Source organism: Candidatus Pelagibacter communis (assembly GCF_001180025.1).
GTDB classification, from domain to species: Bacteria; Pseudomonadota; Alphaproteobacteria; order Pelagibacterales; family Pelagibacteraceae; genus Pelagibacter; species Pelagibacter ubique_A.
Map to the genome: position 1 here is coordinate 107,361 of NZ_CVSK01000067.1, position 25,397 is coordinate 132,757.

A 25,397-nucleotide genomic window follows, 5' to 3' on the forward strand; every position below is an offset into this window, starting at 1 on the left:
ATGAATTAAACACTAATTAAAAATATAATTTTCTTGATGCACATAACATCATCATTTAAAAATGTTTTAACTTTTTAATAAATTTTATGTCGGTAAAATTAGGAATAGCACCAATTGCATGGAGTAACGATGATATGCCTGAATTGGGTGGCGATACTTCTTTAGAACAATGTTTGTCTGAAGCTAGTCAGGCAGGATTTATTGGAATTGAGTCTGGTGGTAAATTTCCAAAAAAATCAGAAGAACTAATCCCTAAACTTAAAGAATTTAATCTAAATCTTTGCTCAGGTTGGTATGGAGCTAATTTAAGGACAAATAGTATAGATGAAGAAAAAGATTTAATTCAAGATCAGCTTAAACTTTTTAAAGATTGTAATTCACCTTGTATGGTTTTTGCCGAAGTTTCTGGTTCAATTCAAGGAGATCCAGATCGAAAATTATCTACAAGACCTCAAATGGGTCTTGAAGAGTCAAAAAAATATTATGAAAAAATCTCAGAAATGGGAAAATATCTTGAAGATGAAGGTATGCCACTTGCTTATCATCATCATATGGGCACGATAATAGAGACTGAAGAGGATACGGTAAGACTACTTGAAAACACACATGATAGTGTAAAACTTACATTAGATACTGGCCACATGTTATTTGCTCAGGGAGACTCTTTAAAAATATTAAATGATTTTAGCGAAAGATTAATTCATATGCATTGTAAGGATATTAGAAAAAGTGTCTTGGAAAAATCTTTAAAAGAAGACTTAAGTTTTAGAGGGGCATTTTTAGAAGGTGCATTTACAGTTCCAGGTGATGGATGTATTGATTACAAGCCATTGTTTGATGTATTGAAGAAAAAAAATTATTCTGGATGGTTGGTAGTAGAGGCGGAACAAGATCCTGAAAAAGCAAACCCATATGAATACGCAAAAATAGGTTACAAGTATTTAACTGAAACTTTAAATCTTAGTGGTATCGAGCTTTATAAAAGCTAACTTTTAAAACAATATATCTTACTACAATCTTACAATTTTTGATTTTTCTAATGTATCATCGAAATAATCAATTATATTTTGAATTGTTTCTACACCCATTCTTGTCATACATTCGTCAGTAAAAGCAGCAGTATGTGGACTTAAATAAACTTTATCATTTTTTAAAAGAGGATTATCATTTTCTGGTGGTTCTTTTTTGAATACATCAATTCCTGCTCCAAAAATTAAATCTTCATTTAAAGCTTTATTAAGATCTTCTTCATTTATAATTCCACCTCTAGCAGCATTAATGATGATACAATTTTTCTTCATTGTTTTAAGCAAATTATAATTAATAAGGTTTTCTGTTTTGTCTGTTAAAGGCATGTGTAGAGATATTACATCCATTGTTTTTATTGCCTCTTCAATATTATTAACTTTTTTACCACCAAGCTTCTCTATTATATCTTTATCTACAAATGGATCATAGACGTAAACATTCATTTCAAATCCCAAACACCTTTTAATTAGTGCTTTACCTATTCTACCAAATCCCATAATTAGGAAATTTTTTTTCCATACTTCAATGGTTTTAGGTAATTTATTTCTGTCCTTAAAATTACCTTCTTTAACTGTCGTATGATAAAGTTCTCTTCTTTTTGCAATATTTAGCAGGACAAACATAACATGCTCAGCAACTGTAACTGCATTTGCATTAGCTGTAATAGCAATTTTTATATCTCTTTCTTTAGCTGTTTTTAAATCAATATTATCGTAGCCAACCCCATGTCTAGAAATTATTTTAAGATTTTTTGCTTCATTAATTACCTCACCTGATAATTTTGCTATTCTAATTGAAGCGCCATCACAATCTTTTATTTTAGATTTTAAATTTTCTACAGAGGTGTCATCTGTTACTTCAACATCAAAGTTAGGGTGGTTATTAATTAATTCCATACCTTTTTCATGGACTTTTTGAATAATCAATATCTTTTTTTTATTACTCATAATTGTATATAAATTTTTTAGAGAGCATTTTTAATACGAGAATTATTATATAAAGTAAATTAGTTTTTTGATTAAAGTTGTATTTATTTAATAATTAAAATAAATTTAGCTGTGAATTTGACAATTAATATTCTCCTATTTGTTTTTAATACCCTTGAGAAAATAAATACTTTTTTTTTAAGAATTGGCAGACAATTTGCATGGATAGCAATACTCTTGATGGTGATTGTTATCTTGGTACAAGTATTTTTTAGGTATGTATTAAATAATGCACTGCCGTGGCCTGATGAGGTTGCTAGATTTTTGATGTTATGGATGACAGGACTGATCGCACCTTCTGCTTATAGATGGGGCGGATTTGTTTCTATTGATTTATTAGAGAGATTTTTACCAAAACTTATATCAACTTTTTTAACTTTGTTTTTATTAATTGTATCTCTTTTTGTATTAGTTATAGGTTTAGAATTAGGTTTTAAACATATTAATGCAGGATGGATATTTAATTCTTCTTCGATAAAAATTCCTTTTCATTTAATTGGTGGAAAAGCAGAACCAATAAAATTAGCTTGGATGTATATGTCATTACCAGTTGGTATTATTTTTTTAATATCTGTGAATATTGAATTAATTTTGAGAAATATTCTTACTAATTTTACAAAGTTAGATTTACCTGAAGATTACGATAAACAAAAGTTGGAGACACAATAATGTTAGTTTGGTTTCTTCCTTTGTTTTTATTATTTTTATTAATTGGTTTACCAGTATTTTTTGGTTTGTTAGCGGCACCAGGAATTTTACTTTGGTTAAATGATCAGGCCAGAGATGGTGCAATGCTTTATAGAAATATTTATAATGGAATTGATAGCTTCCCTTTGATGGCAATTCCATTTTTTATGTTAGCAGGGGAGTTAATGAACAGAGGAGGAATAACCCATCGACTTGTAGAGTTTAGTCAAGCGATGATGGGTCACTTAAAAGGTGGATTGGCTCATGTCAATGTACTAACTTCAATGTTGTTTGCTGGTTTATCTGGTTCAGCTGTAGCTGATACTTCAGCAATTGGATCAATGCTTATTCCTGCAATGGAAAAACAAGGATATACAAAAAAATTTGCAGCAGCTATTACTGCAGCTAGTTCAGTAATCGGACCCATAATTCCACCCTCAGGGATAATGATTATTTATGCGTATGTAATGGGTGAGAGTGTTGCAGCATTATTTTTAGCAGGAATTGTACCTGGTATTTTAGTAGGAGTTAGTTTGATGGTCACAATAAAATTTATGGCCAAGAGATATAATTTTCCAGCAGTGACAGAAAAAACAACCTGGGGTCAAAGAGGTAAGGCATCTCTAAAAGCTTTTTTTCCTTTGATGACACCAGTAATAATTTTAGGTGGTATTCTTGGTGGAATTTTTACACCAACAGAAGCATCAGCTGTAGCAGCTGCTTACGCAATGTTTATCGGTCTATTTGTTTTAAAATCATTGAAATGGAAAGATGTTCCTAAAGTGATGACAAAAGCAGCGATGGTATCTTCCGTTGTACTTCTTTTAGTTGGTGCTGCAATGGCTTTTAAAACTGTAGTTAGCTTATCTCATGCACCTGAGCATCTTGCTGCGTTCGTTTTAGGATTAACTGATAACCCGTATGTTTTATTGTTTCTTATAAATATTTTATTATTTGTTGTTGGAATGTTTTTAGATGCAGGCCCAGCGATAATTATCTTAGGACCAATTCTTGGACCAGTTTTTGTTGAGCTAGGAGTTCATCCTGTGCATTTTGCAATAATAATGTCGGTTAATTTGACAGTCGGTTTAGCAACTCCACCTATGGGTCTTGTACTATTTGTTGCATCTTCTGTTTCTGGGGAAAGAGTTGAAACAATAGCAAAAGCTATATTGCCATTCCTGGCAGTTGAAGCTATAGTTATATTTTTAATAACATATTTTCCATCAATCTCGATGACAATTCCTTTGCTTACTGGATTCGCAAAGTAAATTTCAATATTTTTTTACTAGTCGATAGACTCTCTAATTCAATTTAAGTATAGTTTTCATACATAAATATTTAATGAGAGGGAAATAATTATGAGTAAAATAATAAAATCATTTTTTTCATTATTATTCTTAATTAGTTTTACTGCATCTGTTTCAGCTGCAGATTATAACTTGAGAATGACAATGAACTCTAATGATCAAGATGAAGATTATGATGGTGCTGTAGTATTTAAAAACTACGTAGAAGCAGCTTCAAATGGAAAAATAGCTGTAGAACTATTTGTAGGAACGCAGCTTTGTTCAAAAGGCGCTGAGTGTTTACAAGGTGTATCTGATGGAAGTATAGATATTTACATTTCTACTTCTGGAGGTGCAGCAGGTGTATTCCCATATGTTCAAGTTTTAGATTTACCTTATCTAATGGCTGATGACAGAATTGCTGAAGATGTAATGCAAGGTGATTTTGTAAGAACAATGAGAAAAATGGCTCTAAAAGATTCTAATGATTCAATCAGATTGATGACAATTGGAAATACTGGTGGATGGAGAAATTTTGCTAACACAAAAAGAAGAGTTGCAAACCCATCTGACATGAAAGGTTTAAAAATCAGAACAGTTGTAGCTGATTTACCCCAGGAACTTGTAAGGGCATTAGGTGCATCTCCAACTCCTATTCCATGGCCTGAATTATTTACATCATTTCAAACTGGTGTAGTTGAAGGTTCTAAAAATGGAATTACTGACATTATGAACATGAAGTTTCCTGATGCAGGTCTAAAATATGTTACTTTAGACGGTCATGCATACATGGGAGCATTATGGTGGATGAACAATGCAAAATATCAATCGATGTCAACAGATCTTAAAAAAGTAGTGACTGATGGTTTCTATGCTTTGCAGCAAGCAACTTTTGCTTCTCCTAAGAGAAAATCAATTAAAGCTTACGAAGACTTTGTAGCAGGTGGTGGAGATTTATATGTTCCAACGCCCGATCAAAAAGCTAGTTTTAAAAAAGAAGCTAGCCCAGTATATGATTGGTTTAAAGCCAATGTTAAAGGTGGAAAAGAAATTTTCAACGCTTTAACTAAGGCAGTAGCTAAAGCAGAGAAAAAAGCATCGAGCGCATACAAAAAAGATTTGTAATTTCACATTAATATAATGGGGCGGATTTTGGTTCGCCTCATTATCTAAAAGGATATATCCAGGATTTATAATCTTTTATGAGAATATGAGCTTTTTCAATTTGTTCAGGAGTCATTTTTTTAATAACTTCTTCCTGAGAAATTGCAGCATCAGGATCTCCACCAATAGCAGACAAACCGTACCACATATAAGCTCTAACAAGATCAGGAGCAGGGAGTCCTCTACCAATTTCGTAATACCACCCAACACCAGATTGAGCGCCAGGATGACCTTTCATAGAAGATCTGAGATACCATTCAAAAGCTCTAACATCATCTCTTTCAACACCAAGACCCATAGCGTACATAATCCCAATAAGTTCTTCAGCATCAGCATTACCAGATCTAGCTGCTGGGATAAGTTCCTCCATAGCTTCTTTAAATTTTCCTTCTTCCATCAAATCTCGAGCATTTTCTATTTCTGCAAAAACTATAGATGGAAGAAACAAAAGTATAAAAAGATATTTAATCATTTAAAAATAATAATATTTATAATTCCATTTTTAATTTCAGTAAATAAAACTTACGCAATTGATTTACCAAAACCATTAAAGAGCGAAGATTTCCATGAAGTTGATATAGAAAAAGTTAAAATTGGAAGACTTTTATTTCACGATAAAATTTTATCTGCAAATCGAAACATTGCTTGCGCAACCTGCCATAGTCATGATCAAGGAGGTTCAGATGGACTTTCTTTAGGTATTGGTGAAGGAGGTCAAGGTATAGGATTAGAGAGAACTGCAGGTGAGGGCGATGATAAAATAAAAAAACGAATTCCAAGAAATGCTTTAGCTTTATGGAATTTAGGATTTAAAGACATTACTACTTTGTTACATGATGGAAGAGTAACTAAATCGAATATATTTGGTAACGGTTTTAATACACCTGCTCAAGAAGCTCTTCCTAAAGGACTTGATAATATAGTTGCAGTTCAAGCTTTATTTCCGATGACTAGACAGTTTGAGATGGCAGGAAATCCAGGTGAAAATGAAATTATAGGTTTGGTCTCAAAAGTTGGAAAAGATAGTATGAGAATTGATAGAGTTTGGCCTGTAATTACCCACAGGATCAGAGGAATTCCAGAATATGTTGAATTATTTAATAATGCTTTTGATGATGTAAACAGCGCCTTAGATATTAACATTACACACATTGTTAATTCGATTGCTGCATTTGAAATTCATGAATGGACATCTTTCGACTCTCCCTTTGATGAATATTTAAATGGAGATAAACAAGCTTTAACTTTAAAGCAAATAAATGGGATGAATTTATTTTATGGAAAAGCAAACTGTAGTTCTTGTCATTCAGGATCTTTGTTGTCAGATCAAAAATTTCATTCAATAGGAATTCCCCAATTTGGTCCTGGAAGGACACGTCCTTTTGATCCTTATGCACGTGACGTTGGACGAATGGTCGAAACGGACAATATAAACGATATGTATAAATTTAAAACGCCAGCATTAAGAAACGTTTCTTTAACAGCTCCCTACGGTCATAATGGTGCTTATCCAACTTTAAAATCAATAATTAAGCATCATTTAAATCCAATAAAAATGAATAAGAATTGGAAACCTGAATATGCAAATTTACCTAAGGCACCTTGGTTAGAAGAAATTGATTTCGTAACTTTTTCAGACAAAAGGGAACAAGACAGAATTCTCTCAAGCATTGACATACAGCCTATAGAATTGAATGATAAAGAAATTGATGAACTTGTTTCTTTTCTCGAATCTTTAACTGGCAGAAGTGGAAATCAGAGACCGCTAGGTAAACCAGATAAAGTGCCAAGTGGGCTAAGTATTGATTAAGTTTTTAAATTAAACTGATACAAACAGAATATGAAAAAAATAAAATATGGAATTATTGGAGCAGGGACAATGGCTCGAGAACATATTTTGAATATATCATTAATTGATAATGCCGAAGTAGTTGCACTTGCTGATCCTCATGAAGATTCATTAAATCAGTGTAAAGAAATTCTAAAAACAAAAGTTTTATGTTTTAAAAATCATTTAGAAATGATTGAGAAAAATATTGTTGATGTATACTTAATTTCATCTCCTAACTTTACTCATATAGAAATCTTGAAAGATGTAATCAAAACTAAAAAACACATATTAGTAGAAAAACCATTATGCACTAATACAAAAGATTGTTTAGAAATAAGAAAACTTACAAAAGATTATCCTTCAGTATTTTGGACTGCGATGGAGTATAGATATATGCCACCAGTTTCAAAGTTTATTAATGAAATTCATAATAATAAAATTGGTGATTTAAAAACTTTAACCATAAGGGAACATAGATTTCCTTTTTTAAAAAAAGTAAATGATTGGAATCGTTTTGAGGAAAATACTGGTGGTACACTTGTTGAAAAATGCTGTCATTTCTTTGATTTAATGAGATTGATTATCCAAAGTAAGCCACTCAGTGTTTATGCTAGTGGTGGTCAAGACGTTAATCATTTAGATGAAGTGTATAATGGTAAAAAACCAGACATCATTGATAATGCTTATGTGATTGTAAATTTTGAAAATGGAGCAAGGAGTTTGCTTGAGCTTTGTATGTTTGCAGAAAATTCTGACATGCAAGAAGAGCTTGTAGCCACAGGAAATAAAGGAAAAATTGAAACCTCAGTCCCCTCGGATGATTCAGGTAAAACCTCATCAAATATAAGAATTGGAATGAGAGATGGTAAAACACACATCGAAAATATTGAAGTAGATAAAAAAATTCTTGAGGCTGGCCACCATCATGGATCTACTTACTACGAACACTTAGCTTTTTTGAAAGCTATTAAAAGTAATTCAGATCCAGAGGTTTCATTAGAAGATGGTTTAATTGCTGTTGCTGTGGGAGAGGCTGCAGAGCAATCAATAAAACAAGGTCGATTAATAAATCTAGAAGAAATAATTAGCTAAAAAAATCAGTAATTTTTTTAACTATAAAGTTACTTACTCTAATGTTTGACTCTGTTGTTACACCAGAAATATGAGGTGTTAATATACAATTCATACCTGGTTTTATTTTGTTATAAAATTCACTCTCTATTGGTTCTTTTTCAAACACGTCTAGAGCAAAGCCAGAAATAATATTTTTATGGTAAGCTTCAATTAAATCACTCTCATTTACAATACCACCTCTAGAGGTATTTATTATAATAGGTTTATTTTTCATTTGGGAAAATGATGATTTATTTATCATATTTTTAGTTTCATCTGTTAGAGGTAGATGTATTGAAATGATATCTGATTTTTCATATATCTCATTTAAACTTGATAATTTAGCATCAATTTCTTTATTATTTATTTCCTTAACATAAGGATCGTAAGCTAAAATTTTTAAACCATTTTTTGAGGAATACTCAGCAACTTTTTTTCCAATTGTACCAAATCCTATTATTCCTAAATACTTTTGTTTTACTTCTATAGATTTAATGGTTGTTCTTGGCCATTCACCCTTGATAGTTCCGTTATGAAACATTGGAATTTTTTTAATAAGAGACATTGATGAAGAAACTACATATTCAGCAACAGAGTCTGCATTCATTCCTGTAGCTGGTTGAACATGAATATTTTTATTTTTGCAATATTCTGTATCAATATTGTCCAAACCAACACCCAACCTTCCAATAAATTTTAATTTAAATGCATTTTTTAAAATATCTAAATTTACTTGAGTTTTATTTCTTACAATTAGACCATCATAGTCTCCAATTATTTTTATTATTTCTTTTTCATCTTCACATAATTTTTCATCGTAGTTAACATCAAATTTTTTATTTAAATTTTCTAAACTATTTTGGTTGATGAATTCAGTAATTAAAATTTTAGTCATTAATTTTTTATAAATATTAAACTAAATTAGATAAGTCTCTTTTATTATTTTTATACGTTGGAAGTGGATATTTAAAGGCATATTTTCTTGGTATACATTTTTCTTTTGCCTTTTCCCATAGAGATAACCATTGTTTAAAGTTTTGAACTTTGAGATTTTTTTTATTTTTACTTCTTACATAAAAATTTGGAAGTGGTTCTCTACCTGATGGTTGTCCAGCAACATTATATCTAAGATCAGCACTTATCCTAAAATCATTTGATCTGTTTGGTAAAGAGCAGTGTATGGAGTGTTTATGCAATAATATTATATCTCCAATATTTGCCTCTAAATAAATATGCTTCATATCATCAAGTAATTCACTATTTTTTAATTCTACTTGTCCTCTGTATCCTGATACATGATTTAATAATCCCATTTTATTTATTTTTTTTACTGTAATCATGCATCCATTTTTCTTAGTTGTTTTAGTAAAAGGGATCCAAACAGTAACCATGTCAGTTAATTTTTGTCCTCTAGAATTTAAAACAGCAGCATCTTGATGCCATGGAGTTCTGCCGCTCAAACCATCATGAATTGAACCTTCTGGTAATTTTTTTTCAGGTTGTTTAATTCTAGTATTTTGAACAGGGTTAGACATTATTTCTTTACCCAAAATTTTTTCTACAACATCCAAAATATTTTTATTATTAATTAAATTCCATAATGATTGAGTAGCAAAATAATCACTATCTTTTTTTACGTGGTCTCTTGGTAATCGAGTATTAAAATATTGATCCAAATCATAAATATTAAGCTTTGAGATATAAGAATATTTTTTTTTAAAATCGAAATTAAGAACTTTTTTTATATCTTTTTTTTTTGCATATTTTTGGATGAGACAATCCATAACAAATTCCATATCATTTAGAATTGGTTTTAAATCTCTTCTAAAGTTAAGTACATTTTTAACAATCAAGTACCCATTCTCATATAATTTTTTTTGAAGACTATTTGTCATCATTAAAATTTATTTTATCATTAACAATATTTCAATGTTTTGGTGCTGTTGTTAAATAGTTCGCATCATGAAAAGAGGTTAGCATTCTTTTTTTGGTGCTAATTATGTGCGGATAATATGAAATCCCTTTGTAATTCCATATAACCGGTTTGTTTAAGGCATAACTTCCATAAATGAAAAAACGTTTTGGACAATTTCTTTCTATAAACCGCTTCACGCCATGATAGGAATTTGGAGTAGACTGAAAAAAAACAACGGTTCCTTTTTTTGGCGTAAAAGACTTCACTATTTCAAGTTCGGTTATTTTTGGAAATCTTCTAAAGCTTTTTCTAAAATTTTTTTTTGCTTTTTTTCTATAAATAGTAAGAGAGCCACCATTTTTTTTTGGGATGTCCGATAAATAAATTAAGAAATTATACAACCTAGTTATATCATCCCTATGAGGTCTTAATCTATATCCTCCTTTTGATACTGAAAAATCTATATCTAAATTTACTTTAGGATTTGTATAGTTGTTACCCAACATTTTTTTTAATTCACTAGAATTTAATTTTTTTTTAATGGTGAACTTTTTAGGATTAAATGATTTTGGTTTATGTAAATTTACCCATGATCCATCCTTAAAATTTTTTGTGAAAAGATTTTCAATTTTTTTATAAAAAGATTTACTATTAAAAAGCTTCAAAAGTTTTGCAGAGTTAATTGAATTTTTAATATATAAATTAAAATTTTTAGAACCTTTATTAATCCTGCTTCTACCTCCCATAATCATATCATCAAATGATTTTGAGTTGCTTATTTCTTTAATTAATAAATTACACATATTTTTTGAAACAACGTTGTCTCCAACTAAAACAGGAAAGTTACTTTTGATTTTATTTAATTTATTTGTACTGAGCATTTAGCTGTACATACCTTCTTTCACTTTAATCATTTTATACATAAGATCATTTAAAGGTGTCTTAACACCGTGTTTTTTACCTATTTTTGAAACTGCACCACTAATAAAGTCTATTTCAGTTTTTCTCTTGTATTGAACGTCAAAAGCCATTGAAGATTTGTTGGTTTGCATTGAATCTACAATTTTATTAAACATAAATAAGCATTCATCTTCAGACACATTTACACCATCAGCAAGTGCAACTTCTCTCGTTTCTAAAATTATTTCTTTACCCAAGCCTCGAGATACTTGGTTTGCTTTGTTGTTTATATATAAATCAGTATGATGAAGATCAAAAATTGCAGATAATGGACCAATTGCTGTTAAAGCAAAAAGCTTCATCCATTTTCTTTTCTTTACATCTTCTGCAGCAATCATTTCAAGATTATGTGCTGTAAAAGTATCTGCTATTTCTTTAATTCGATCAGTAATTCCTCCTTCGTACTCACCAATCCAAGATGGTAACGAACCATGATTCATTATATGACCTGGTCCTAAAATATTTGAAGCTTGTGTAGTTGTCCCACCAATTACTTTTTCATTACCTACAATACTTTGAATAATTGCTTCATGACCAATACCATTTTGAAAAGACATAAATACTGTTTTATCTCCTATGATATTTTTAATACTGTTTAATGCTGGCTCTAAAGCTGTAGCTTTACACATAACTATTACAGCATCTACTTTATCTAACGAGGATGGATCTGAAGTGGCTTTAACTTTTATTATTCGATCACCGCCATGTCCATCCATTTTTAAACCATCGTTATTAATTGCATCTACATGTTCTTTCCAAACATCAATTAAAATTACATTTAAACCTTTTTCTGCAAGCAAACCGCCAAACAAGCAACCCATCGCTCCTGCACCAAGAACAGCTACTTTTAAATCTTTATTAATCATCGTTACCTTATTTAAAATTATTTATGTATAGAAATTATATATATTATCTATAGACATTATGCAAAATAAATTATAGCTTATTAACATCATGCAATTAAAAATAGAAAAAGGAATTTTTAAAGATTATTCATTAGAAGATATTTCAGATGCATTAAGAAAAGGATTGTTTGAAAATTTCAAAAATGTTGAAGTTGAAGTGGTTGACTGCCCTAATCTTAGAGATTGGGATTGTCCATCAGAAGGAATAAGTGGAAATCAAAAAATAATAGATGTTGGTGGAGAGCCTTATATGCATGATCCAAAATTTATTGGTGCAGAATTTGACTATCAAGAAATATCTAAAATTATTGACTCTGAAAAATCTTATGCTTTAGGAGCCGGATCAGGTGCAATGTCATGTTTAGATGGTCATTGTGGAGAATTAGTTATTAATGAAAACTTAATAACTGATGAGTCTAAGTCAATAATAGCAAGAGTAAGTCCAGACAAAAAATGTATTGTTGAAAAGTATTCTGCAAAAAAACACGGTGGACTTGGAAACATTTATTATACAGATGGTAAACAGGGAAAAGTTATTAAAATAAAAATCAAAGGTAGAAATGGAGAACAAGGTTCTTTGCCTCAAGCAATGAGGTCTTCTTTATCAAAACATTTAAAAATTAAAGATAATGAACATTTGTCTCTTGCTGGAGTATTTAGAGTATTAAATGGAAAAATAAGATCGCATGTACAACCTGATTATAAAGATATTAAACACGAGTATTACGATCCAAAACAAATGAAATGTGTAAAAGATTTTCTTCAATTTTATGAACCAGTTGGACCAAAATTACAATGTTATACGGTTCTTTGGACTGGTGATCCTACTGGAGGAGAATTAAATCTGAGAGAGTCAGGTGAACATACTCATTTTCATTCTTATGAACATGACAGAGATGCAGGACATTATCATTTTGACGTCACACCTGAAGAAATAGAATATGAAGGTTATTTTAATACCGCAACAGAAGTACATAGAGTAAATAACATTTATAAAGAGCTATTAAATAAAAATAGTATTGAATAGAAAACTTAATGAGTTTAAATTTATTTAAATGAAAAGACAGTTCAAGTATCCTAAGCACTTTGAAGAACAAAAAAAAATTCCAAAACTTACTCAAAAAAGAATTCAATTAGCAGAAATATCACTCGGTGATTTTGAAGGAAGATTAGCTAACGAGTTATTGAATTGGTTTTCTTTAACCCCACAACATTGGATAATGTTGCACATGGTAATGCTTGCTTATTATAAAAATAAATCAATTACTAAAAATCAATTACTTAAAGTGATCGAGAAATCATATTTAACCTCAAACGTTTATATCGATACAGCAATTAAAAAAGGTTATTTTAGAATTATAAGAAATGAGAGAGACAAAAGATCTATATTTATATTACCTTCAGTAATTACCATTAAAACCTTTGAGGAATTTATTGATAGGAGAGATATTCTTTATAAGGGAATTAAATAGTTAACCTAGTAAGCTTTAGACTCTTCTTTTTTTGAAGAACCTTTCATTTTTTCTACCACTGCTTTAGCGCCCGCACTTAATGCTCTTTGATCAGCCCCAATAGTTACAAAATTGAAACCTTTATCTATCATTTTTTGTGCATACTCAGGTGTACCATTATGAATTCCTGCAAAAATATTATTTTTTTTTGCGTGTTCTAAAATTCTTAGTATTTCCGAATAAGCTTTTGTGCTTTCTGCTCTATCAAAGCCAGGTTCTTCTCCTATTGCTAAACTTAAATCAGCTGGCCCAATATATATTCCATCCACACCAGGAGTTGACATAATCTCATCTAATTTTTCTAAAGACTCTTTTGTTTCGATCATAGCTAATTTGAGCATTTCATCATTTGCATGTTTTGCATAATCTGAACCTCCATAGATTAATCCTCTAACGGGACCAAAACTTCTATAACCACGAGGAGGGTACATACAAGCTTGAACAAATCTTTCTGCTTCCTCTTTATTACTTACCATTGGACATATAATTCCATAACAACCCGCATCTAGAATTTTCATTATTTGACCTGGCTCATTCCAGTTTACTCTAGCTAAAGGAGTTACATCTGTTGTTGAAATTGTTTGAAGCATTGGAAGTGCATTAGTGTAATCAACTAAGCCATGTTGCATATCTATTGTTAGAGAATCCCAACCTTGATGAGCCATTACTTCAGCTGAAACAGTACTAGGTATTTGAAGCCAACCATTGATAACAGGTTTCCCTGCTTTCATCATTTCTTTAACTTTATTTTTTCTCATTTTTAGATTTTTAAGCCCATGTGAGTATATTTCACATTTAGATAATCTTTGATTGCACCTGATCCACCTTCACGACCATAACCAGTTTGTTTTATCCCTCCAAATGGTGCTTCAGCAATAGCAACAACACCAGTATTAACCGCAACACAACCAGACTCTAGTTTTTCAGATCCAATATGAGCTTTATCCATAGAATTAGTATATAAATAACTACATAATCCTAAGTCATTATCATTTGCTCTTTCAATTACTTCATCAAAAGTTTTAAAAGTTAAAATTGGAACTAGTGGACCGAAAGGCTCTTCTTTCATAATTGTAAAATTATCTTTAACATCATCAAAAACTGTCGGTTCATAATAATATCCCTTATTGAAACCAGAAGGTCTTTGTCCACCCATTAACACTTTAGCTCCTTCTTTTTTAGTAGTTTCAACTAGTTTTTCTATTTCTTCCAATCTCTTAGCAGTAGTTAAAGGACCCAGATCCACACCTTCGTCCATACCGTTTCCAATTTTTAATTTTTTTGCTCTTTCGATAAAAGCATCAACAAACTCATCTTTTCTATTTTCTTGAATATAAAATCTATTTGGTGAAATACAGACTTGACCGTTATTTCTAAATTTACCGGTTATAGCTATATCAGCTACTTTGTTCATATCTACGTCTTCACACACAATAAAAGGAGAGTGTCCACTAAGCTCCATAGTGACTCTTTGAACTTTATCAGCTGCTTTTTTTAAAATAATTTTACCAACTCTAGTCGATCCAGTAACTGAAACTTTTTTAATTATATCAGACTCCATTAATTCATTTGATATTTCAGCAGGATCACCTGATAAAAGACTAACAACACCATCTGGTACACCAGCTTCTTTGCAAATGTTTACTAATTCCATTACAGCACCAGGAGTAATTACGTCTGGCTTACAAATTACAGAACATCCTGCAGCTAAGGCAGTAGAAATTTTTCTAGATGCTAAAACAATTGGGAAATTCCATGGAACTAAAGCTGCAACAACACCAACAGGCTGATAATAAACATGAACCCTTGTATCTGGAAATCTACTTTGTTGAGTTTGACCATAAATTCTTTTTGTTTCTTCAGCATTCCACTCAAAAATATCAGCTCCACCACCAACTTCACCAACTGCCTCTGCAAGAGGTTTTCCAACTTCAAGAGTTAACCATTTTGCAATAACATCTTTTTTTTCTCTCATCATATCTGCAATTTTTCTAAGCACATAAGCTCTTTGCCATGGTGCAGTGTTTTTCCAAACTTCCAAACCTTTTTCTGCAGACTTTAATGCTTTTTGTACTTCAATAGATGAAGCTTTCGAAGCTTTTCCAATTACTTCTTCAGTTGCAGGGTTGATTACATCATAAGTTTCTTTTTTTTCAGCTTGTTGCCATTTACCATCAATGAATTGTCCAAATTTTTCGTACATAGAAATTATTTTTAAGTTTACTTAATTAGGTTTTTTAATTTATAAATAGAATTATATATAAACACTATACATATTAAAAGATAAACATATTTATGAAAAAAATTACCCTCACTTGTGCTCATGCGATAGTTAAATATTTAATTGCCCAAAAAATATTAATTAACGGCAAAAAAGAACCACTCTTTCCTGGTGTCTTTGGAATTTTTGGACATGGAAATGTAGCTTGTTTAGGTCAAGCACTAGAGGAAAATCAAAAAGAACTTCCAACATATAGAGGGCATCATGAACAAAATATGGCTCTTACAGGTATTGGCTATGCTAGAGCAAAAAGAAGACAACAAATTTTCGTAGCAACATCCTCTGTTGGACCTGGAGCAACAAATATGGTTACAGCTGCTGCAGTTGCTATGAGTAATAGGTTGCCAATATTATTTTTACCTGGAGACACTTATGCAAACAGAATGCCAGATCCAGTATTGCAACAAGTTGAACATTTTAACAACCCAAGCACAACTGCGAACGATGCTTTTAAACCAGTAACAAGATATTTTGATCGTATCACAAGACCTGAACAAATAATTCAATCATTTCCAATAGCAGTTCAAACAATGTTAGATCCTGCAGATTGTGGTCCTGCATGTATTGCGTTAAGTCAAGATATTCAAGGCCAAACTTTTGATTACCCAGAGGAGTTTTTTAAAGAAAGAGTTCACACAATTCGAAGACCAAGACCAGATGAATTTCAAATTAAAGAGGCAGCAGAAAAAATTAAGTCATCTAAAAACCCAATTATAATTTCTGGTGGTGGAGTTTTTTATTCAGATGCAATGGAAGAATTAAGTCAGTTTGCAATCAAACATAATATTCCAGTTACACAAACTGTAATGGGTTATTCAACAATGAAGAGAGATCATTCTCATTACGCAGGTCAAATTGGAGGACTGGGAGGAAAAAATACAAACACATTAGCTAAAGAAACTGATCTTGCTATTGCGGTTGGCACAAAGCTTGCTGATTTTACAACAGGATCATGGGCAAATTTTGAAAACGAAAATTTCAAGTTAGTTTCTATTAATGTATCAAGATATGATGCCAATAAACATTTAGCACAAGCGGTTGTTGGAGATGCAAAAGTTTCTTTAACTGAACTTTCTCAAGCTTTAGGTGATTGGAAAGCAGGAGAAGATTGGAATAAAAAATCTCAAACTGAGCTTAAGTCATGGAATGAACATATAGATAAAGAGAGCGCTCCAACTAATCAGGAAGTCCCAAGTTATGTCCAAGCAATTGGTGCAATCTATAGAAATTCTGATCCAACAGATATTGCGGTTACGGCTGCAGGAGGTTTGGTTGGTGAGGTAATTCAAGTTTGGAGACCAAGAGAACTCAATACTCATGAAACAGAATGGGGTTTTAGTTGTATGAGTTATGAAATATCTGGAGCTTTAGGAATTAAAATGGCAAATCCAGATAAAGAAGTAATTTCTTTTGTAGGAGATGGATCTTATTTATTAAATAATACTGATATTTATTCTTCAGTAATCACAAAAAATAAATTGATTATAATTGTTTGTGATAACGGAGGTTTTGCAGTTATTAATAGATTGCAATTATTTAAAGGTGGTAAAGAGTACAACAACTTATTAAAGAGTTCTAATACACCTGGCTTAGTTGATGTAGATTTTGCAAAACATGCAGAAAGTATGGGTGCAAAATCTGAACACGTTACCTCAATATCAGATCTTGAGGCTGCATTTAAAAGAGCAAAAGCATCTGATGTGACTTATGTTATTTCAATTAAAACTCATGCATATAAATGGGTTGAAGGCTCATCTTTTTGGGATAGTCCAACTTTAGAAATTCCAACAACTAAGGAAAATGAAGAAGCTTTAAAACTTTATAAAGAAGGAAAAGGAAAACAAAGACAAGGTATTTAGCCCTTTATGAACAAAGTATTTAAAGTAGGTCTAATAGGCTGTGGGCATATTTCAGAAACTTATTTTAGAGCTCAAGAGTATTTTAATAATATTAGGATTATTAAATGTGCTGATATCAACATGGAAACAGCAAAAAAGTGTGCAATCCATTATAATATTGAAGCAGTAACTGTTGAAGAACTTTTAAAAGATAAAGAGATTGAAATAATACTAAACCTTACAATTCCTAGAGCACATTTTGAAGTTTCAAAAATGGCCTTAGAAAATGGTAAGCATTCTTATGCCGAGAAACCTATGGCTGTTAATTTTGAAGATGGAAAAAAATTAGTTGAGCTCGCTAAAGAAAGAAATCTTTATATTGGAAATGCACCTGATACTTTTTTGGGTGGAGGTATCCAAAAAACTAGGGAGCTAATTGATAATGGAGTGATTGGTGAAATAAAATTAGGTAATGCAATTTTTGCTTTCCCAGGAGTTCAATCATATCACCCTAATCCAGAACCTTGGTTTGCTGAAAATGAAGGTGGCCCTGTAATAGATATGGGACCATATTATCTTACAGCATTAGTAAATCTAATTGGTCCAGCAAAACAAGTCCAAGGAAGATGTACAAAAGTCTTTGAAGAAAGAGAAATTGGAATAGGTCCAAAAAAAGATCAAAAATTTAAAGTAGAAACTCCAACGACTTATCTTGCAACTATACAATTTGAAAATGATTGTATCATACAGATAACTTTATCTTTTGATGTGGTTGCTCATCAAAGAAACCATATAGAGCTTTATGGTAATAAAGGATCAATTATTGTTCCTGATCCAAATATGTTTGGAGGATCTGCTTTTGTTTCAGTAACCGCTGGCGGTAATTGGGGTGAACATAAAACAGATATGATGCCTTTAGGAAGAATTAATATTAAAAGTCAAAGCTCAAGAGCAAATGAATCTCCAACAAATGCAAATTATAGAGGAGCTGGTCTATCAGAGATGGCTTATGCAATTGAAAATAATTTAGAACATAGATGTAATGGAGAGCTTTCTTTGCATGTTTTAGATATCATAGACTCAACAATGAGAGCGTCTCAAACAGGTATTCCGCAAGAAATAAAGACAACTTGCAAGAAACCAAAACCTTTTACTTTAGAAGAAATAAAAAAAATATTAAATTAATTATAAATTCTTATTTAAATGAAAGTTGAATATTTTGATTTAAAAGATAAACGCGCATTAGTTTCAGGTGGAGCATCTGGTATTGGTGCATCAATTGTCGAACACCTTTGTGAACAAGGTGTTGAGGTTTATTTTTTCGATATAGATAAAAAAGGAGCTGAAAAATTAATTTCAAAAATTAAAAAGAAAAAACAAAAAATACCCACTTTTCAATTCTGTAATATTAAAAATATAAAAAAATACAAAACTCTAATTCAGAACATAATTAAAAATAAGGGAACAATTGATATTTTAGTTAACAACGCTTCAAATGATCAAAGGCACACTCTTGAGGAAGTTACAGAAAAATACTGGGATGAAAGAATGGCAATAAATTTAAAGCACTATTTATTCGCTATTCAAACAGTTAAAAAAAGCATGATTAAAAACAAAGGTGGATCAATAATAAATTTAGGTTCAGTTAGCTGGATTAGAGGAGCTGTCATGTTTCCAGCATACAGCACAGCAAAAGCTGCAATTTATGGTTTAACCAAATCTTTAGCTAGAGATTTAGGACAACATAATATTAGAATTAACTCCATAGCACCTGGATCAGTTGCAACTAAAAGACAGTCAAAATTATGGTTAAATCCAAAATTTAAAAAAGAAATTTTAGATCAACAGTGTCTTAAAAAACAAATATTACCAGAGGATGTTTCAAAAATGGTTTTATATTTGGCATCAGATGTTTCATCGGGATGTACTAAACAAAATTTTACGGTAGATGCTGGTTTAATTTAAAGCTTAGCTTAACTTCTTTTTATTTTCAGCCATTGATAATGCAATCTTAAATGAATTTAAAATTGGAGCTAAGTTAGCTTCATTTTTTCCAGCAATTGCAAATGCAGATCCATGTGCAGTAGTCGTTACTGGTACAGTTAATCCACCTTGAACTGTTACTCCTCTGTCAAAACCAAATGCCTTAAGACCAGATTGTAGTGCATCATGATACATACCAACCATACAATCATGGTTTTTATTTTTGTAGGCTACTACAAAGGATGTGTCGCATGGCAATGGACCATCAACATTGTAGCCAAGTTTTTTTGCTTCTTCAATCGCAGGAATGATTTCATCTTTTTCCTCTGTGCCAAACTCTGCGTGTGGATTTAAAGCTTGAATGGCAATTCTAGGTTTCTTTACACCATTCAATTCCATAACCTGATTTATTAATTTTATAGGCTTTAAGATATTTTCTTTAGTAACATGTTGAGCAACTTCTTTGATTGGAATATGAGAAGTTACTCTTGCTGTCCAAAAATTATCAATCACATTAAATTCGCAACAAAAACTATTCACTTCAAGTTTTTCAGCCATTAACTGTAATTCATCTGAATGTTTATTTCCTCCAAGTTTTAAACTTGTCTTATTCATTGGCGCAAAATTAATTGCATCTATTTTTTTTTCCTTAGCAAGAGTTAAAGCTAAATCTAAAGCTTCCAATACACTTTCACCAGACTCTTTTGATGGTTCTGCTATTTTATATTTATGATTTTTTCCTTTAGAAATATCTAATAAAAATCTATTTGATTTATCAAAATTTACCTCATCAAAATTTTCAACAATATCTATATTATGTGAAATTCCTGTGATACTATTTCCACTTTCAAATACTTGTTTCTCACCAATGATGACAATGTTTGCTTTTGTAGTCATTTCATCTTTTAAAAGCTTTGAAACTAACTCTGGTCCGATCCCCGCTGGATCACCAAGAAGAACTGCAATGTTAGATTTGTTTTCAGGCATTTTTTTCTTTACGTTTTGTATCAGATTATGTTTAAATTATTAAATATAAATTAACTAAATAAGAGGGAAATAATGAAAAAAAGCTTTAAACTATTTTTAGCAGCTGCTTTTCTAGTAACTGAATTTTTTGTTGTGGCTCTTCCATTAATGATCACATCAGCTAAAGCTGATGGTCACCCAATACAAGCAATTACACACGCTGGTTTTGGTGGTGGAACTGATGTTACTACTAGAATGATGTTATTAAGAGCAAGAAGAGTTCTTAAACAGGATATGCAATTAGTAAACAAAAAAGGTGGTGGTGGAGCAGCATCTATGGACTACATGATGTCTTTACCAGCTGATGGAAATCATACTTTAACCTGGACTACAGGTCATGCTGTATCTATGGCTTTAGGTAAAACTAAAGTTAAGTTGAGCGATATGCAACCACTTGCAAGAGGTACTGATGATCCTCAATTATTTGTTGTTAATTGTAAAAACGATATCAAAGATGCTAAGAAATTTATAAGCACACAAAAATCAAAATCACTAAAATATGGAACTACTCATACTGGTGGTATTGATGATGTTAGTGCAATCGCATTTACTAAAAAAGGTGGATTAAAAGATCCAACTATCGTTGCTTACAAAGGTGTTGCGCCAATTAAAACTAACCTGATCAAAGGAGATATTGATGTAGGTGTTTTAAACTTAGGTGAAGCATTAACTGAAATTAATGAAGGTAAACTTTGTGTTTCAGTTGTATTAGCAAACAATAGAATGGCTAAAATTGGAGACTCTCCAACAGCAAAAGAATTAGGCATACCTGTTTCTTTATCTACTGTTAGAGGTTTTGTAACAAAAAAAGGTGCTCCAGCAGACAGAGTAAAACAATTAGAAGCTGGAATGATGAAAGCTATGAGCCACAACTATTACAAAAATTTCTTAACTGAAATTGGTCTTGATGACACTAGTGTAGTTGGTGCTGACGAGTGGGGTAAGCAAATGGAAGAAATGCTTACAGAAATGACTGCTCAGCTAAAAGCATTAGGTTACATTAATTAATCTAATTTAAAGTACATTTAAATATGAAGAATGTACAAAAACAAAAAAGGGCAAACAAAAGTTTGCCCTTTTTTTTTAGAGACGAGTTTAAAGTTTGTTTGGTAATTATTTTAGTTTCTGTAGCATTATTAATCACTACTTTTACATTTGATATTGTCCCCCCTATTTTAAATAGAGGAATTCAACCAGCAACATTTCCAAAGGCACTTTTGATTTTAATAATAGTAATGAGTTTATTAATTTATTATTTAGCAATCAAAAATCCTTGGAAAGTTGAAAAAAAATTACCTAAATCATTTTTTTTAACACTTTTAAGTTTTTTTATTTTTGTAGTGATTTCGAAAACTTTAGATTTCTTTTTAGCAATTTCAGCTTTATCTATTTTTGTTTCCTACTATTGGGGAGAAAAAAGAATATTTTATTTATTACTTGTTGGAATTATTTTTCCAGTCTTAGTATTTATTTTTTTTGAAACAATTCTAGGTCTAAGGTTTCCACCTGGAATTATAACTAATATTTATTATAGCTAGATGGAAAATTTATTATTAATGATGGCTCCTTTGTTTAGCTCAAAGCTATTGTTAGTTTTATTTTTTGGAACTTTGTTTGGTTTAATATTAGGTGTTTTACCTGGTTTAGGGCCAACAACTGGTGGAGCATTAATTTTACCTTTTACAATGACGCTCGATCCTTTATCAGCAATTGTATTGTTAACCTCGATTTATTGTGCAGGTACTTATGGAGGTGCAATAACTGCAGTTCTGATTAATACACCTGGAACCCCAGCTGCTGCAGCAACTTGTTTAGACGGGTATCCTTTAGCACAAAAAGGAGAGGCTGGTAGGGCTTTAGGAATGGCAACTGTTTCTAGTACAGTTGGGGGTATTTTTAGCGTTATTATTCTTGTATTTTTTGCACCTATTCTGGCTCAACTAGCTTATGAATTTGGTCAACCAGAATATTTTGCGTTAGCAATTTTTGGTTTAACGATGCTTGCATCAATAGGAGAGGGAAGTCCAATTAAGAATTTAATCGCAGGTGCGTTTGGAATTTTAATTTCAACAGTTGGCAAAGATTTTATGACTTCAATTGATCGATTTACTTTTGGAATTAATGAATTAACTGAAGGGATTGGTTTTATACCGGTAGTAGTTGGTTTATTTGCAATGAGCGAGATGCTAACTCAATCAACTTTAATTAACCAAGTATTTAATAGAATAGCTTTAAAAGCAATAAAACTTCCAAGTAAAGATGATTATAAAAAAACCTGGAAAACAATTTTAAGATCCAGTGGTATAGGTTCATTTATTGGAGTGTTACCTGCTGAAGGCGGAACAGTTGCTTCTTTAATTGGATATTCAGAAGCAAAAAGGTTTTCGAAAAAACCCGAAGAGTTTGGAAAAGGCTCTATAGAAGGTATTGCGGGTGCAGAAGCAGCAAATAATGCAGCAACAGGAGGTGCAATGGTTCCAACACTTGCACTTGGAATTCCTGGTAGTGCTACAACAGCTGTTATCTTAACAGGATTAATTATACATGGTGTAAGACCTGGGCCTGATTTATTTAGAGAACAACCCGATTTTTTATATGGAATCTTTGGAGCAATGTTAATTGCTAATGTTTTATTTTTTATATTTGGGTTCTTTGGAGCAAAAATTTTTGCAAGAATAACGTTGGTGCCAAATAAAATCTTATGGCCAATGATATTCGCAGTTTCAGTATGTGGAACTTATTCTTTAAATCAATCCATAATAGATGTTTGGATAATGTTATTTTTTGGTGTTCTAGGTTTTTTTATGAGAAGATATGGTTTCTCAGTTGTGCCAGTTATTATCGGATTGATTTTAGGTGAGTTAGTTGAAGGAACTCTAAGACAATCTCTGGTTATATTTGATGGTAATTGGCTGATGTTTTTCACAAGACCAATAGCTTTAACGTTCTTTATTTTGTCTTTAATTGCCTTAGCTTTTCCTTTAATAAGATCAAAAAAATTTAAAAAATAAAGATGATTAAATATGATTTGAAAAATAGAGTAGCAATTGTAACAGGTGGAGCCCAAGGATTTGGTTTAGCTATCACTGAAAGATTTATTGAGTCTGGAGCTAAAGTAGTAATTTGGGATATTGACGAAGGTGAAGCCAAAAAAGCTTTAGAAAAAGTAAATTCTGAAAACTTAATTTATCAAATAGTTGATGTGAGCAACTATGAAACAATAAATTCAAAATTATCTGAAGTTGAAAAATCACATGGTAAGATTGATATCTTTATTAACAATGCGGGTGTGGCTGGAATGAACACTACAGTTGCAGAATATCCAATAGAAGAGTGGAATAAGGTAATTAACTTAAACTTAAATGCAGTTTTTTACTGTTGCAAAGCAGTTGTTCCATTTATGGCTAAGAATGATTATGGAAGAATTGTAAATATTGCGTCTATAGCAGGTAAAGAAGGAAACCCAAATGCAAGCGCTTACAGTACATCTAAGGCAGGTGTTATAGGTTTAACAAAATCTCTAGGCAAAGAGCTTGCGCAAAAAAATATAGCCGTAAATTGTGTAACACCAGCAGCAGCAAAGACCAGGATATTTGATCAAATGACAGAAGAACATATAAATTATATGTTATCAAAAATTCCTAGAAATAAATTTGCAAAAGTTGAAGAATTAGCATCATTAGTAACTTGGTTAGCCAGCGAAGAAAATTCATTTTCAACTGCAGCAGTTTTTGATTTAAGTGGTGGAAGAGCCACATATTAGTTATGCAAGTAGGTATTGATGTTGGTGCAACCAAAATAGAGAGTGTTGTTCTTGAAGAAAATGGGAACGAAAAACACAGATCAAGAATATCGTGTCCAAAGGAGTATATCCAAATTATAACTGCTATAAGAGATATTCATAGACAATTAGAACAAGAGTTTAAACAAGAACTTCCAATTGGAGTTTGTCATCCAGGTGTTCATTCTCCTCAAACTGGATTAGTAAAAAATGCTCCAAATATATCTTGGTTAGAAAAAAAACCATTTCAAAGTGATCTACGTAAAGCACTTGGAAAAGAAGTATTTTGTGAAAATGATGCAAACTGTTTTTCTTTATCAGAAGCTATAGATGGATCAGGTAAACATTACAAAATTGTTTATGGAATTATATTAGGCTCAGGAGTTGGAGGTGGTTTAGTAATAGATAAAAAAATTATTACAGGCTCGAATGGAGTAGCAGGGGAATGGGGACACAACCAAATTCCATATTTTGCAGCTAAGAAAGAAAATTTTGACTCAAGCAATGCTAGGGAAGCAGAGATTGAAAGTTTTTTATCCGGTTTAAGTTTAGCAAAAAGATTTAAGAAACTTTATGGAAAAAATTTAAAAACAAATGAAATTTTTGAACTGAACAGAAAACATGATTTAGATGCAGAAAGATTTATAGATGATTTTAAAGTAAATTTGGCAATGTCACTTTCAAGCATCATAAATATTTTAGATCCTGATGCTTTTATCTTTGGAGGAGGAGTTTCAAATGAAATAGATTTTTTACATGAAATAGATTCGCTAGTTAGAAAATTTGTTATTGGTAGAGAATACGAAGGTGTTTTTTTAAAACCTAGATACGGAGACGCTAGTGGAGTTAGAGGAGCTGCAAGATTAGGAAGAAGCGCGACATATTAGAAAGTTCAATTCTAAATTTAATATAAAAAAAATTAAATTTTTTAAAAAACACCATAACATTAGAAAAATTTTAATAAAATTAATATCAACCAAGAGTTGAATTCATATCAATCTGCCAAAGATAAAATTAGGTATAGATATTATATATAAATTTTTAAAATTTTTTATTTTTTACTTTACGGATTGTGTTTGGATATGTTTATATCCCGTT

General features: G+C 31.3%; 25 protein-coding genes. 16 read left to right on the forward strand and 9 right to left on the reverse strand.

All coding sequences use genetic code 11. The features are described 5' to 3' along the window. The first annotated feature begins 86 nt into the window (after window positions 1-86). Window positions 87-989: a myo-inosose-2 dehydratase gene (gene iolE, locus AMN83_RS03625; protein WP_075504316.1), complete on the forward strand. Its 903-nt coding sequence runs from the start codon at window positions 87-89 to the stop codon at window positions 987-989. Between the two features lie 21 nt (window positions 990-1,010). Here iolE and AMN83_RS03630 read toward each other — a convergent pair whose 3' ends face one another. After that, window positions 1,011-1,976 (reverse strand): hydroxyacid dehydrogenase, encoded by a 966-nt coding sequence (locus tag AMN83_RS03630; RefSeq protein ID WP_075504317.1) that lies wholly within the window; start codon window positions 1,974-1,976, stop codon window positions 1,011-1,013. 111 nt (window positions 1,977-2,087) lie between these two features. Here AMN83_RS03630 and AMN83_RS03635 point away from each other — a divergent pair, with 111 nt between their 5' ends. The 3 genes from AMN83_RS03635 (at window position 2,088) to dctP (ending at window position 5,116) form a co-directional block, all read left to right on the forward strand. Continuing rightward, window positions 2,088-2,684, forward strand: a complete 597-nt coding sequence (locus tag AMN83_RS03635) for a TRAP transporter small permease (protein ID WP_218960976.1) — start codon at window positions 2,088-2,090, stop codon at window positions 2,682-2,684. After that, window positions 2,684-3,973, forward strand: a complete 1,290-nt coding sequence (locus AMN83_RS03640) for a TRAP transporter large permease (RefSeq protein WP_075504318.1) — start codon at window positions 2,684-2,686, stop codon at window positions 3,971-3,973. The genes AMN83_RS03635 and AMN83_RS03640 overlap by 1 nt, the downstream gene beginning before the upstream one ends. A gap of 90 nt (window positions 3,974-4,063) precedes the next feature. After that, window positions 4,064-5,116, forward strand: coding sequence for a TRAP transporter substrate-binding protein (gene dctP, locus AMN83_RS03645; RefSeq protein ID WP_082255113.1), 1,053 nt, complete (start codon window positions 4,064-4,066; stop codon window positions 5,114-5,116). A 40-nt stretch (window positions 5,117-5,156) separates the two neighbouring features. On the opposite strand, the gene AMN83_RS05275 is transcribed toward dctP, so the two are convergent. Further along, window positions 5,157-5,627: a tetratricopeptide repeat protein gene (locus tag AMN83_RS05275; protein ID WP_075504319.1), complete on the reverse strand. Its 471-nt coding sequence runs from the start codon at window positions 5,625-5,627 to the stop codon at window positions 5,157-5,159. A gap of 120 nt (window positions 5,628-5,747) precedes the next feature. On the opposite strand from AMN83_RS05275, the gene AMN83_RS03655 reads away from it, so the two are divergent. Further along, entirely contained in the window at window positions 5,748-6,965 is a 1,218-nt protein-coding gene (locus tag AMN83_RS03655) for a cytochrome-c peroxidase (RefSeq protein WP_425304145.1), read from the forward strand. A 30-nt stretch (window positions 6,966-6,995) separates the two neighbouring features. Further along, window positions 6,996-8,078 carry a Gfo/Idh/MocA family protein gene (locus tag AMN83_RS03660; RefSeq protein WP_075504320.1) on the forward strand — a complete coding sequence of 361 codons (1,083 nt, stop codon included), beginning with the start codon at window positions 6,996-6,998 and terminating at the stop codon, window positions 8,076-8,078. Here the strand turns inward: AMN83_RS03660 and AMN83_RS03665 are convergent. From AMN83_RS03665 to AMN83_RS03680, 4 genes are read right to left on the reverse strand one after another with little or no spacing between them, the layout of a single operon-like run. Beyond that, the gene (locus AMN83_RS03665) at window positions 8,071-8,994 is read right to left on the reverse strand and encodes an NAD(P)-dependent oxidoreductase (protein ID WP_075504321.1); all 924 of its coding nucleotides are present in this window, start codon (window positions 8,992-8,994) and stop codon (window positions 8,071-8,073) included. The genes AMN83_RS03660 and AMN83_RS03665 overlap by 8 nt on opposite strands. A 16-nt stretch (window positions 8,995-9,010) precedes the next feature. After that, entirely contained in the window at window positions 9,011-9,997 is a 987-nt protein-coding gene (locus AMN83_RS03670) for a phytanoyl-CoA dioxygenase family protein (protein ID WP_082255114.1), read from the reverse strand. A 28-nt stretch (window positions 9,998-10,025) separates the two neighbouring features. Then, window positions 10,026-10,895: a 2OG-Fe(II) oxygenase gene (locus tag AMN83_RS03675; protein ID WP_075504323.1), complete on the reverse strand. Its 870-nt coding sequence runs from the start codon at window positions 10,893-10,895 to the stop codon at window positions 10,026-10,028. After that, window positions 10,896-11,840, reverse strand: a complete 945-nt coding sequence (locus AMN83_RS03680; RefSeq protein WP_075504324.1) for a ketopantoate reductase family protein — start codon at window positions 11,838-11,840, stop codon at window positions 10,896-10,898. An 88-nt stretch (window positions 11,841-11,928) separates the two neighbouring features. On the opposite strand from AMN83_RS03680, the gene AMN83_RS03685 reads away from it, so the two are divergent. Together AMN83_RS03685 and AMN83_RS03690 are read left to right on the forward strand one after the other, a co-directional pair. Next, complete coding sequence (locus tag AMN83_RS03685; RefSeq protein ID WP_075504325.1) at window positions 11,929-12,906, forward strand: DUF1907 domain-containing protein; 978 nt, start codon at window positions 11,929-11,931, stop codon at window positions 12,904-12,906. A 28-nt stretch (window positions 12,907-12,934) separates the two neighbouring features. Continuing rightward, window positions 12,935-13,351, forward strand: a complete 417-nt coding sequence (locus tag AMN83_RS03690) for a MarR family transcriptional regulator (protein ID WP_023854035.1) — start codon at window positions 12,935-12,937, stop codon at window positions 13,349-13,351. A 5-nt stretch (window positions 13,352-13,356) separates the two neighbouring features. Here the strand turns inward: AMN83_RS03690 and AMN83_RS03695 are convergent, their stop codons facing one another. Continuing rightward, the gene (locus AMN83_RS03695; protein WP_075504326.1) at window positions 13,357-14,148 is read right to left on the reverse strand and encodes an HpcH/HpaI aldolase family protein; all 792 of its coding nucleotides are present in this window, start codon (window positions 14,146-14,148) and stop codon (window positions 13,357-13,359) included. A 2-nt stretch (window positions 14,149-14,150) separates the two neighbouring features. Then, a complete protein-coding gene (locus AMN83_RS03700; protein WP_075504327.1) occupies window positions 14,151-15,593 on the reverse strand; it encodes an NAD-dependent succinate-semialdehyde dehydrogenase in 1,443 nt (480 codons plus the stop codon). Window positions 15,594-15,685: 92 nt separating this feature from the next. Between AMN83_RS03700 and iolD the strand changes: the two genes are divergently transcribed. Genes iolD through AMN83_RS03715 form a run of 3 tightly spaced genes read left to right on the forward strand, consistent with a single transcriptional unit; the run spans window position 15,686 to window position 19,474 of the window. Further along, on the forward strand, window positions 15,686-17,530 hold the full coding sequence (gene iolD, locus AMN83_RS03705; RefSeq protein ID WP_075504328.1) for a 3D-(3,5/4)-trihydroxycyclohexane-1,2-dione acylhydrolase (decyclizing): 1,845 nt from the start codon (window positions 15,686-15,688) through the stop codon (window positions 17,528-17,530). A 6-nt stretch (window positions 17,531-17,536) separates the two neighbouring features. Then, window positions 17,537-18,694: a Gfo/Idh/MocA family protein gene (locus tag AMN83_RS03710; RefSeq protein WP_075504329.1), complete on the forward strand. Its 1,158-nt coding sequence runs from the start codon at window positions 17,537-17,539 to the stop codon at window positions 18,692-18,694. A gap of 18 nt (window positions 18,695-18,712) precedes the next feature. Beyond that, window positions 18,713-19,474: an SDR family NAD(P)-dependent oxidoreductase gene (locus AMN83_RS03715; RefSeq protein WP_075504330.1), complete on the forward strand. Its 762-nt coding sequence runs from the start codon at window positions 18,713-18,715 to the stop codon at window positions 19,472-19,474. Between the two features lie 3 nt (window positions 19,475-19,477). On the opposite strand, the gene AMN83_RS03720 is transcribed toward AMN83_RS03715, so the two are convergent. Continuing rightward, window positions 19,478-20,479, reverse strand: a complete 1,002-nt coding sequence (locus tag AMN83_RS03720) for a 4-hydroxythreonine-4-phosphate dehydrogenase PdxA (protein ID WP_075504331.1) — start codon at window positions 20,477-20,479, stop codon at window positions 19,478-19,480. A 72-nt stretch (window positions 20,480-20,551) separates the two neighbouring features. Here AMN83_RS03720 and AMN83_RS03725 point away from each other — a divergent pair, with 72 nt between their 5' ends. The 5 genes from AMN83_RS03725 to AMN83_RS03745 are packed head-to-tail and all read left to right on the forward strand — an operon-like array spanning window position 20,552 to window position 25,186. Further along, the gene (locus tag AMN83_RS03725) at window positions 20,552-21,526 is read left to right on the forward strand and encodes a Bug family tripartite tricarboxylate transporter substrate binding protein (protein WP_075504332.1); all 975 of its coding nucleotides are present in this window, start codon (window positions 20,552-20,554) and stop codon (window positions 21,524-21,526) included. Window positions 21,527-21,549: 23 nt separating this feature from the next. Next, complete coding sequence (locus AMN83_RS03730; RefSeq protein ID WP_075504333.1) at window positions 21,550-22,056, forward strand: tripartite tricarboxylate transporter TctB family protein; 507 nt, start codon at window positions 21,550-21,552, stop codon at window positions 22,054-22,056. Further along, window positions 22,057-23,529, forward strand: a complete 1,473-nt coding sequence (locus AMN83_RS03735; RefSeq protein WP_075504334.1) for a tripartite tricarboxylate transporter permease — start codon at window positions 22,057-22,059, stop codon at window positions 23,527-23,529. 2 nt (window positions 23,530-23,531) lie between these two features. After that, window positions 23,532-24,281 (forward strand): SDR family NAD(P)-dependent oxidoreductase, encoded by a 750-nt coding sequence (locus AMN83_RS03740; protein ID WP_075504335.1) that lies wholly within the window; start codon window positions 23,532-23,534, stop codon window positions 24,279-24,281. 2 nt (window positions 24,282-24,283) lie between these two features. Further along, window positions 24,284-25,186: an ROK family protein gene (locus AMN83_RS03745; RefSeq protein ID WP_075504336.1), complete on the forward strand. Its 903-nt coding sequence runs from the start codon at window positions 24,284-24,286 to the stop codon at window positions 25,184-25,186. Window positions 25,187-25,397 lie beyond the last annotated feature (211 nt).